Raw genomic sequence first — 10,081 nt, 5'->3', positions numbered from 1 at the left:
TTACCAGAGGTTGTCCTTATCTATTATTAAAAATTTTAATTATCCAAATAAAAAATGCCCTCATGAGCTACTAAAGTTCATGAGGGCATTCTCGTTTATTCAGCTGAGTTTTGTCCCAGCCTCTTTTTTAGCATGTTCTTTAACACGCTTGATTAGCTAATTGTGGGTTGTGGATCCACATCATTTTCTTTACGGGTTTTCCGGGACACCTCTTCGGATGGTTTAAACAACAATCCGAGGTTTATTAAACCGGCGATTCCGACTAATCCATAAATCAAACGAGATAATGCAGCATCCTGACCGCCAAAAATCGCAGCCACTAAATCAAATTGGAAAAAACCAATAAGTCCCCAATTTAAAGCACCAATGATGGTAAGAACTAAAGCAGCACGTTGAATTCCGCTCAACATCTTCCCCTCCTTTACTTAAATAGTTAAAGCAGTATTAGTATGGTGAAGACAGGTTAATCTATACTGGTAATTTTCTTTGCAATATGGAGAACGGTGAGCATCTTTTTTGCAAACAATCCTTTCATCCACGATAATGAAAAAGAACGTTAAGGAGGCAGAAATCTATGGAAAATTTTACTTTTTACAACCCAACAAAATTAATATTTGGCAAAGATCAACTTGAACAGTTAAAACAGGAAATTCCTCAATATGGCAAAAATGTCCTGCTTGTATATGGCGGGGGAAGCATTAAAAAGAATGGTTTATATGATCAGGTAATTTCGGTGCTTAATGAAACTGGAGCATCTGTTTTTGAACTGTCAGGAGTTGAACCCAATCCTCGTCTTACTACAGCTGAAAAAGGAATTGATATTTGCAAAACAGAAAATATTGATTTCATCTTAGCTGTAGGCGGCGGAAGTGTGATTGACTGCACAAAACTCATTGCAGCAGGTGCGAAATATGATGGTGAAGCATGGGATCTTGTGACCAAAAAAGCAGCTGCAGAAGAGGCGCTTCCATTCGGAACTGTGCTGACGCTGGCAGCAACTGGCTCAGAAATGAATGCCGGATCTGTTATCACAAATCTTGAAACACAGGAAAAGTATGGATGGGGAAGTCCTGCAACATTCCCGAAATTCTCGATTTTAGATCCTCAAAATACATTTACGGTTCCTCAGAATCAAACGGTGTATGGAATTGTGGATATGATGTCTCATTTGTTTGAGCAATACTATCACAATACCTCAAACACACCAGTTCAGGACCGCTTGATTGAAGGGGTGCTGAAAACGGTTATTGAAACAGGTCCTAAGCTTGTAGATGACCTTGAAAATTATGAGCTTCGTGAAACTATCCTATACAGCGGTACGCTTGCTTTAAATGGCATGCTGCAAATGGGCTATCGCGGCGATTGGGCATCTCATAATATTGAACATGCGGTTTCAGCCGTTTATGATATCCCGCATGCTGGCGGACTGGCGATTTTATTCCCGAATTGGATGAAGCATAACCTTGAGGTGAACGAAGGCCGCTTTAAACAAATGGCGATACGCGTATTTGAAGTAGATCCTGAAGGAAAAAGCGATAAAGAAATCGGTCTGGAAGGAATAGAACGCCTTCGCGCGTTCTGGAGCAGCATTGGTGCACCGACTCGTCTTGCTGATTATGATATCACGGATGAAAAAATTGAGGTTATGGCTGATAAAGCAATGATCAATGGAGAATTTGGCAATTTCAAAGCTCTTCATAAAGAAGATGTTGTAGAAATTTTAACCGCATCACTATAAACAAAAAAGGGGCTTATTTGTCGAAAATACAGCCCCTTTTTTCTGAATTTAAACTGTATCCGTTTTCATTTTGAACCTTTCTTGATTCTCTGTCTGACATTCGATAAAGTGAAGAAAGGAAATACATTTAACGGAGGAAACGACATGACACATATTCGTTTTGATTATTCTAATGCGCTTGACTTTTTTGGAGAACATGAGCTTACATATCTTCAGGATACGGTTAAACAGGCCCATCATGCCCTTCATGAAGGCACGGGTGCTGGCAGTGATTATTTAGGCTGGATTGATCTGCCGGTAAACTATGATAAAGAGGAATTTTCACGTATTCAAAAATCGTCCCAAAAAATTAAAAATGATTCAGATGTATTGCTGGTTGTGGGAATCGGCGGCTCGTATCTTGGCGCACGTGCAGCAATCGAAATGCTGAACCACAGCTTTTACAATGCTATTACGAAAGAGCAGAGAAAAACGCCGCAGGTTATTTTTATCGGAAACAATATTAGTTCCACTTATATGCGTGATGTCATGGATGTACTTGAAGGCAAGGATTTCTCAATCAATGTTATCTCAAAATCAGGTACAACCACTGAGCCTGCAATTGCTTTCCGTATTTTCCGAAAGCTCCTTGAAGAGAAATATGGCAAAGAGGAAGCGAAAAGCCGCATTTATGCCACCACGGATCAATCAAAAGGTGCACTAAAAACACTTGCTGATGACGAAGGGTTCGAAACATTTGTGGTACCGGATGATGTAGGCGGCCGCTACTCTGTGCTTACTGCTGTCGGTTTACTGCCAATTGCAGTGAGCGGTGCAGACATTGAAGCAATGATGAAAGGTGCTGCTGATGCACGGGAAGCATACAGTTCTTCTGAGCTGGAACAAAATGAAGCCTACCAGTATGCAGCCATTCGCAATGTCCTTTACAACAAAGGCAAAACCATTGAAATGCTCATTAACTATGAGCCGGGTCTGCAGTACTTTAACGAATGGTGGAAACAGCTATTCGGCGAAAGTGAAGGAAAAGACTTAAAAGGAATTTTCCCTTCATCTGCAAATTTTTCAACAGATCTTCACTCTCTTGGCCAGTATGTTCAGGAGGGACGCCGCGACCTATTTGAAACCGTGGTTAAAGTAGGGAAGGCGCGTCATGAGTTAACCATTGAGGAAGCTGAAAGTGATCTTGACGGTTTGAATTATTTAGCTGGAGAAACGGTGGACTTTGTGAACAATAAAGCGTTTCAGGGGACTCTTCTCGCTCATAATGATGGAGGGGTGCCAAACCTCGTAGTTGAAATTCCAGAAATGGATTCTTATACATTTGGCTATTTGGTCTACTTCTTTGAGAAGGCTTGCGCTATGAGCGGATATCTTCTGGGTGTAAACCCATTTGATCAGCCGGGAGTTGAAGCATACAAAGTAAATATGTTTGCCTTACTCGGAAAACCAGGGTTTGAAGAAAAGAAAGCTGAACTTGAAAAACGATTAAAATAAAAAATGAGTGAGTTGAAGCTAAGGCTTTCAGCTCACTTTTTTTTTGCATACCTGCAGTAATCTCGGAAAAACTACAGAAAAAGGATGGTGACGGGCATGATTCAAATTGAATCTTCATTAAACGGATATGAAACCACATTATATAAACTCGAAACAGCGTTAAAACCCATCGGCTTTTCTGTAGGCGGAGGCTGGGAATACGATCATGGTTATTTTGATTACCGCTTAGCAAAAGAGGGCTGTTATTACTATGTACGTCTTCCTTTTAAGGCAACAACAGGGCTTTTAGATCGGCCAGGTGTTGAAGTGAAAATCGGTGTTCCATTTTTACTTGGCCATCAGTACGAAGATGGAATTGATAAAGATGGAGAAATTGGCAATATTTCTGCCGCGTTTAATCAATTCCAATCCCCTAAAGATGCTGATTCTGACATCCCTGAAGAGTACCAGGAACAAGGAGTAAATATTATCAGGAAAGCCGAGACCGCTGTTCAGGTTAATTGACTAAGTGAATCTGTCAGAGCCCTCCCAACAGTTGCGTGGGACTCAACAATTGTGGTTGCACCTGCTTTTTTAGCTGAATCCACATGCTCATGTGTAAGAAGTTCAACTATACAGGGAATGGTCGGATGAAGCCGGCGTATTGTCAGCAGTGTCAAAACAGTCTGAGCATCGGCGGCTTCTTCATCCACATGCTGGTTCGCTGTAATAATTACAGCACTGCCTGTGGAAAGAGAAGCCTTTTTCAACGTGTCAAAATAGTAGGGCTTTCCTTTTATAAATTGACAAGGGCTTGTCTGCAGCAGAGGATGCTTTTCAAGGGAATCATCGATCAGTACCACAGCACTTGATGCATATTGCTCAAGAAGCCATGAGGTCCGGGCATTCCAGCCAATCAAGATAATATGGTTACGTCCAGTATAAGAACGCGTGCCGTCTTCAAGCGCCTGCTGACGGATGAAGGCGGAAGAGGCAATTGTGAAAAAATAACTTGATATAAGACCAGCACCAAGAAGAATGATAACTACCGTCAGCAAGCGTCCGGTGGCTGAAGCAGGAGCGTAATCACCGTAGCCCACTGTAGAGATGGTAATCAGCACCCACCAGGCACCCTCCCAAAATGTAGGAAAAGTAACCGGTTCAATTACATGAATAAAAATACCAAAAATGCCGACAAATAGGCTGATCAAGACTATTAAATACAACCATTTCGGCAATCGCCAAAGTTTTGCCCAGCTCATTAACATCACCTCCCCTCTAGTCTTGACCACTTTTTCATAAAAATTTCAATTCACCCCTTGTCAGGTGCAAAATAAAACGTATAATATAATATGTACCGTTCGAGGGGCTATAGTTCAGCGGGAGAATGCTTCGCTGGCAGCGAAGAGGTCAGGGGTTCGAATCCCCTTAGCTCCATTAAAAAAATCCTTTAACCGCACTGGTTAGAGGATTTTTTTCATCAAAAAGCTTTTTAGGCAGTCAATATACGGTTGCCATATATTTTTCAGTTCATCTCCTTTTAAGATGTCACTTCATTCACCGTTTCAATCGGCACCATACATGCTCCGTACTTTTCTATCAGCCGCTTAAAATTAAGATTGTCTCTGTTTTATTTTCTGAATAATTAATATATTTATGTTTCAAAGGTTTTATACCCAAAAGAATACCGGGGTTACAGAAAGGTGGAGATTGAATGAAAAGAATTATATTGTCAACAGAGAGCGGGGCCGATTTACCTGCGGATTTAATAAAAAAGCATCATCTTCAAGTTGTTCCTATGCACGTTATCATGGATGGCAAGGATTATCTTGATGGTTCTTTGCCGGTGGAGGAAATCTATGACTTCTACAATCGAACAAAAAAAATACCTTCTACCACTTCCACCAACGCCCATGAATATGAAGAGTTTTTTTCGAGAATTCAAGAAAATTATCCGGGAAGTGCGATTGTTCATATCGGCTATACTTCAAAAGCCTCATCATCGTTTCAAAATGCAGTGATCGCCGCAGAACAGTTTCAAGACATTCATTTACTTGATGCTTTGAATGTGACAGGAGGATTGACAGCGATCGTCATGTACGCAGCAGAGTTAGTAGAAAAAGAACCAATGATGAAACCAGAGGAGCTGATTGAGAAACTAGAGTCGGTCATCGGGAAGTCGAGGCTTGCTTTTATACCGGGAAGTCTGGATTTTTTAAGAGCAGGTGGGCGGGTCAGCAATGTTGCTTTTATCGGAGGATCTTTATTAAAAATCAAACCCTGCATCGAGTTAATAGAAGGCAAGCTGGTGTCTACAAAAAAATACCGCGGGAAAATGTCTGTAGTGGCAGAAAAACTTATGAAGGATTATTTGGATGAATTTACAATTGACCGTAACCAGCTTTATTTGATGTTCTCAATAGGATTAGATGAAAGCATTAAAAACCGGATGGATGAATTAGCTAAAGAGGCAGGGTTCAAGCACGTGAAATGGATACAAGCCGGTGCAATGATTTCTACTCACTCGGGACCTGGTGGGTTTGGAATCGCAGGGTTGGAAAAATGACGAATAACTTGCTAACTCATTTTTAAAATAAAAAATCGTTTAAAGGAGGCTGGGACGAAATAGTCCCAGCCTCCTTTTTTACGCACTTTGACGGTTAATTGCCTTAAGAGTATAGCTGCCACATTTGCCTGCCGTAGAGTTATGAAGAAAGATCCTTTATGGCATAATTAAATTTCTTTAAGAGCTGGCCGAAGTTTTGCTGCTCATCTTCCTCCCAGTCATGCAGCAGCTTTGATATTTTCTCCAGACGCAGTTTTTTATACTGTGTCAGTTCTTTTAATCCTATTTCAGTAATTCGATAAAAGTAGGCTCGTTTGTCATGAGGAGAGGGGACTCTCTCGACATACCCTTTTTGCTCCAATGAAGCAGCCTGTCTGCTAACCGTTGAAATATCCAACTGCAATTCATTCGATAACGTTTTAACACCTGCTGTTTCTTCAACGGAAATCTGATGAAGCAGAAGGTAGGCTGAACGCACCAGGCTGTCATCTTTCCGATTTGAAGCAATGGACGTAATGCGTCTAACGAGAACTGCCATCTCAAGTTCTATTGTAGTCAGGGATTCTTTACTCATTTTCTCTCCACCTTGTCTATTGCTTTTACCTAATGATTTTCGTTATCCAAACACGAATTTCTTGAATGACGATTATTTTAGTTGTATTATACAATCATGTACTTGTATGATACAACCATTTTAAAGAAAGAAGGATCATTATGGCAGAACAACAGTCATTAAAAGAAGCGAAGCCGGCCTTTAATAAAATTCCTTTACTGATTGTCTTAATTTCAGGGGCTTTCGCAGCTATTCTAAATCAAACACTATTAGCCACGGCACTGCCGCATATCATGGAAGATTTACAACTCGATGCCAATACGGCCCAATGGCTGCAGTCTATATTCATGTTAGTCAACGGGATAATGATTCCGATTACCGCATTTTTAATTGAACGATTTACAACGCGGGGGTTGTTTCTTACTGCAATGGGTTTATTTGGAGTCGGGACGCTCATTTGCGCTATTGCGCCGGGCTTTACGGTCTTGATGGCAGGAAGAGTTCTTCAAGCTTCAGGTGCAGGAATCATCATGCCTTTAATGATGACCATTTTATTTTTAATTTATCCAAAAGAAAAACGCGGGGCAGCGATGGGGATGTTCGGATTGGTGATTGCTTTTGCTCCGGCTATAGGTCCGACACTGTCCGGATGGCTTGTGGATCAGTTTCCTTGGAGAAGCTTATTCTACGTAGTTTTGCCTATCATACTCATTGATATAGCAGTAGCTTATTTTATTTTGAAAAATATAACCGAACAAAAGTTTCCGAAGCTCGATGTATTATCCATTATTTTATCAACATTCGGGTTCGGCGGCTTATTATACGGATTTAGTTCAGCAGGCAGCAATGGCTGGACAACGTGGGAAGTATCTATTTCGCTGCTGGTCGGATCTATTGCTCTTGTCTGGTTCATTTTAAGACAATTAAAGCTTGAGCGTCCCATTTTGCAATTTAAAGTTTTTCAAAACAAAGTCTTTACAATCACCACGATCTTAGGGATGCTGATTTTTATTTCCATGATTGGCGGTGCTGTTATATTGCCATTGTTTATGCAGAATATGCTTGGGTTTTCAGCACTTGATTCCGGGCTTATGCTCTTGCCGGGCGCCTTATTAATGGGCATTATGAGCCCTATTACAGGCAGGCTTTTTGATAAATTTGGCGCGAGATGGCTGTCTATTACAGGCATGTCCATTTTAGCAATATCGACATTTATGTTTACAACACTAACAGCAGAAACCACCTTCACCTATTTAGCTGTAGTTAACTCATTTAGAATGTTCGGAATGGCGATGGTGATGATGCCGGTGACGACTGCGGGATTAAATCAGCTTCCTGCAAGTTTGATCCCGCACGGCACAGCCATGAACAATACGATGCGCCAGGTAGCAGGGGCTGTGGGAACGGCGCTGCTTGTGACCATCATGACCAGCAGTGCGCTTCCAGAACAAGGGGTTCAAGGCCTCGTTCACGGAGTAAACACTTCCTTTATGGCCGCAGGCATTTCTGCAGTAATAGGGCTCATCCTCGCCTTTTTCATTAAAAGCAACCCAAAACAAGCAAGAGCAGAAAGACAGAGCGCTACCTAACTATAATGAGACACATTAAAAATCCGATCAATTAAGCTGAACCTCTGATGAGAATCTGCTTAGTCGATCGGATTTTTCATTTTATCCCCAGTAGGAGTGCAGCGGGCAGAATTTTATGAGAAAGGAAATATTGTATAAGAACACAGCAGGGTTAAAGGGGATGATTATCTGCTTTCAATTTCAACTCCTGTGACCCCGGGCAGAGCAGAAACAAAGGTATAGATATCTGTTTCTTGCCGTCTTTGATGAACCGATGTAAACAGTTCGATCATATGCAAATCATTCTTTATATCCTTGAGTCGGACTTTATCCACTTTAATATTGTCCTGTTCAAGCATTTTGACTACAGGCCCGGCGTAATTAGCATGATGAACTATAATTTTCAAATAAACCTCTTTTTCCTTTAATCGTACGGGCCCGATCCACATCAGCATCAAAGGAAGAAGTTCCACGCTGATAATGAGTAAAACAACGCCCAAGATGGCTTCCACAAAAAAACCAGCCCCTACTGCGATGCCGATACCTGCTGCCCCCCAGATAATCGCAGCGGTCGTCAACCCGGAGATCGTATCATTACCGCGGTGTAAAATAACGCCTGCTCCCAAAAAGCCAATCCCAGAAACGATCTGAGCTGCCAGGCGCAGCGGGTCCATTGTAATATTCACACTGTCGTCTCCTGGAAAAGAATAGGCGGATTCGATGGAAACAATCGTCAGCAAACAGCTTACTATTGAAATTACAAGGCTGGTCTTCAGTCCAACCGGTTTCCTTTTTAATTCTCTCTCAAGTCCTATCACTAAACCGAGGAGAGCCGTGAGTCCGAGTTTAATTAATACAATTTGATCTATTTCAAACATTTAGGCACCTCCTTCTTTCCTTTTTTAGTAAGATGTATATAACGCTCAGAACACATTTTTTATTATACACAGCACCTGAGTAAATTGGAGGTATTTTATGAATCAAACAAATAAGAAAGCCTATTTTGCTATTTTAATTGGCGTTATGACTGTTTCTTTCTCCGCTATTCTCGTTAAGCTTTCAAATGCCGAACCGGGAGTTATCGCTTTTTACCGAATGTTTTTCAGTGCACTGTTGCTAACACCGGTTTTTTTTCTCTACTATAGAAATGAAATATCCAAATTGTCCTTAAAAGACTGGTGCTTTACAGTTATTGCAGGAATTTTCTTAGCCTTTCATTTTATATTATGGTTTGAATCTCTTCAATATACATCTGTTGCAAGCTCTACAGTCCTTGTTACACTTCAGCCGCTTTTTGCATTCGCTGGAGCCTTTTTGTTTTTTAACGAAAGAATGACAAAATCATCCCTTATAAGTGCTTGCATCGCAATCGCTGGAAGCTTGATCATAAGCTGGGGTGACTTTAAAATAAGCGGAATGGCACTATGGGGGGATTTTCTGGCCCTTGCAGCATGTGCTCTTGTTACTGCCTATTTGCTATTTGGCCAGGAGGTAAGGAAAAGACTTTCAATTGTTACCTATACGTTTATTTTGTATAGCATGAGTTCAATTATTCTATTTGTTTATGTGCTGGTTAAGGGAGAATCATTTGGGCCTTTCAATTCTTCAGAATGGATTTATTTTCTTTTACTTGCCATCTTGCCGACTCTGCTTGGCCATTCTCTTTTTAACTGGTCGCTAAAGTGGATTTCAACTACCTTTATATCTATGGCGATCTTATTTGAGCCAGTTGGAGCTTCTGTTCTGGCCTTCTATATACTTGGCGAAGGTCTGAGGAGTTCACAAATTATTGGAGGGACAGTTGTCATAGCAGGTCTGGGGTTATTCATTTGGAAGGGAAACAGAGAGAGGGGAATTAGAAAAAAACAAGAAGTATAGTAATCTCGTAAAAAAATCATATTATGTATTGCATTATATATTTTTCCGTGTTATATTATTACTCGTCCTTAAGAGAGAAAAGCAATGAAGTCGAAAAACATAACTTAAAAAAAGTGTTGACACAGAGCTTTGCAGGATGTATGATAATAAAGTCGCCTCATTGAGGAAGACCTTTGCAAAACACCTTGAACCTTGAAAACTAAACAACCAAAAACGTCAACGTTAGTACAAGATTTACAAGAAACACTATGAGCTTTATCAAACACTTTACGGAGAGTTTGATCCTGGCTCAGGACGAACGCTGG

10 protein-coding genes and 1 tRNA gene are annotated in these 10,081 nt (G+C 40.9%); 7 read left to right on the top strand and 4 right to left on the bottom strand.

Going from position 1 to position 10,081, the window contains the following annotated elements; genetic code table 11:
• Window positions 1-152: 152 nt before the first annotated feature.
• A complete protein-coding gene (locus ACQCT8_RS18875; protein WP_041060614.1) occupies window positions 153-407 on the bottom strand; it encodes a DUF378 domain-containing protein in 255 nt (84 codons plus the stop codon).
• A 167-nt stretch (window positions 408-574) separates the two neighbouring features.
• Here ACQCT8_RS18875 and ACQCT8_RS18870 point away from each other — a divergent pair, with 167 nt between their 5' ends.
• The 3 genes from ACQCT8_RS18870 to ACQCT8_RS18860 all read left to right on the top strand — a co-directional run bounded on the left by ACQCT8_RS18870 (window position 575) and on the right by ACQCT8_RS18860 (window position 3,736).
• Window positions 575-1,738 carry an iron-containing alcohol dehydrogenase gene (locus ACQCT8_RS18870; RefSeq protein ID WP_426873684.1) on the top strand — a complete coding sequence of 388 codons (1,164 nt, stop codon included), beginning with the start codon at window positions 575-577 and terminating at the stop codon, window positions 1,736-1,738.
• Window positions 1,739-1,882: 144 nt separating this feature from the next.
• Window positions 1,883-3,232 (top strand): glucose-6-phosphate isomerase, encoded by a 1,350-nt coding sequence (locus ACQCT8_RS18865; RefSeq protein WP_426873682.1) that lies wholly within the window; start codon window positions 1,883-1,885, stop codon window positions 3,230-3,232.
• A gap of 96 nt (window positions 3,233-3,328) precedes the next feature.
• Entirely contained in the window at window positions 3,329-3,736 is a 408-nt protein-coding gene (locus ACQCT8_RS18860; protein ID WP_426873680.1) for a YugN family protein, read from the top strand.
• On the opposite strand, the gene ACQCT8_RS18855 is transcribed toward ACQCT8_RS18860, so the two are convergent.
• Complete coding sequence (locus ACQCT8_RS18855; RefSeq protein WP_426873678.1) at window positions 3,724-4,473, bottom strand: ion channel; 750 nt, start codon at window positions 4,471-4,473, stop codon at window positions 3,724-3,726. The genes ACQCT8_RS18860 and ACQCT8_RS18855 overlap by 13 nt on opposite strands.
• Before the next feature lie 103 nt (window positions 4,474-4,576).
• Here ACQCT8_RS18855 and ACQCT8_RS18850 point away from each other — a divergent pair.
• Window positions 4,577-4,648 (top strand) — tRNA-Ala (locus ACQCT8_RS18850).
• A gap of 277 nt (window positions 4,649-4,925) precedes the next feature.
• Window positions 4,926-5,777: a DegV family protein gene (locus ACQCT8_RS18845; protein ID WP_426873676.1), complete on the top strand. Its 852-nt coding sequence runs from the start codon at window positions 4,926-4,928 to the stop codon at window positions 5,775-5,777.
• Window positions 5,778-5,916: 139 nt separating this feature from the next.
• Here the strand turns inward: ACQCT8_RS18845 and ACQCT8_RS18840 are convergent, their stop codons facing one another.
• Complete coding sequence (locus ACQCT8_RS18840) at window positions 5,917-6,351, bottom strand: MarR family winged helix-turn-helix transcriptional regulator (RefSeq protein WP_426873674.1); 435 nt, start codon at window positions 6,349-6,351, stop codon at window positions 5,917-5,919.
• A gap of 140 nt (window positions 6,352-6,491) precedes the next feature.
• Between ACQCT8_RS18840 and ACQCT8_RS18835 the strand changes: the two genes are divergently transcribed.
• Window positions 6,492-7,919 carry a DHA2 family efflux MFS transporter permease subunit gene (locus ACQCT8_RS18835; protein ID WP_426873672.1) on the top strand — a complete coding sequence of 476 codons (1,428 nt, stop codon included), beginning with the start codon at window positions 6,492-6,494 and terminating at the stop codon, window positions 7,917-7,919.
• A gap of 164 nt (window positions 7,920-8,083) precedes the next feature.
• Here ACQCT8_RS18835 and ACQCT8_RS18830 read toward each other — a convergent pair whose 3' ends face one another.
• Window positions 8,084-8,776 (bottom strand): MgtC/SapB family protein, encoded by a 693-nt coding sequence (locus tag ACQCT8_RS18830; RefSeq protein WP_426873670.1) that lies wholly within the window; start codon window positions 8,774-8,776, stop codon window positions 8,084-8,086.
• 97 nt (window positions 8,777-8,873) lie between these two features.
• Between ACQCT8_RS18830 and ACQCT8_RS18825 the strand changes: the two genes are divergently transcribed.
• Entirely contained in the window at window positions 8,874-9,776 is a 903-nt protein-coding gene (locus ACQCT8_RS18825; RefSeq protein ID WP_426873668.1) for a DMT family transporter, read from the top strand.
• Window positions 9,777-10,081: the final 305 nt, after the last annotated feature.

Origin of the sequence: Jeotgalibacillus proteolyticus, from assembly GCF_050107735.1 — a bacterium.
Classification (GTDB): domain Bacteria; phylum Bacillota; class Bacilli; order Bacillales; family Jeotgalibacillaceae; genus Jeotgalibacillus; species Jeotgalibacillus proteolyticus_A.
This window is presented reverse-complemented; position numbering and strand designations above follow the sequence as displayed.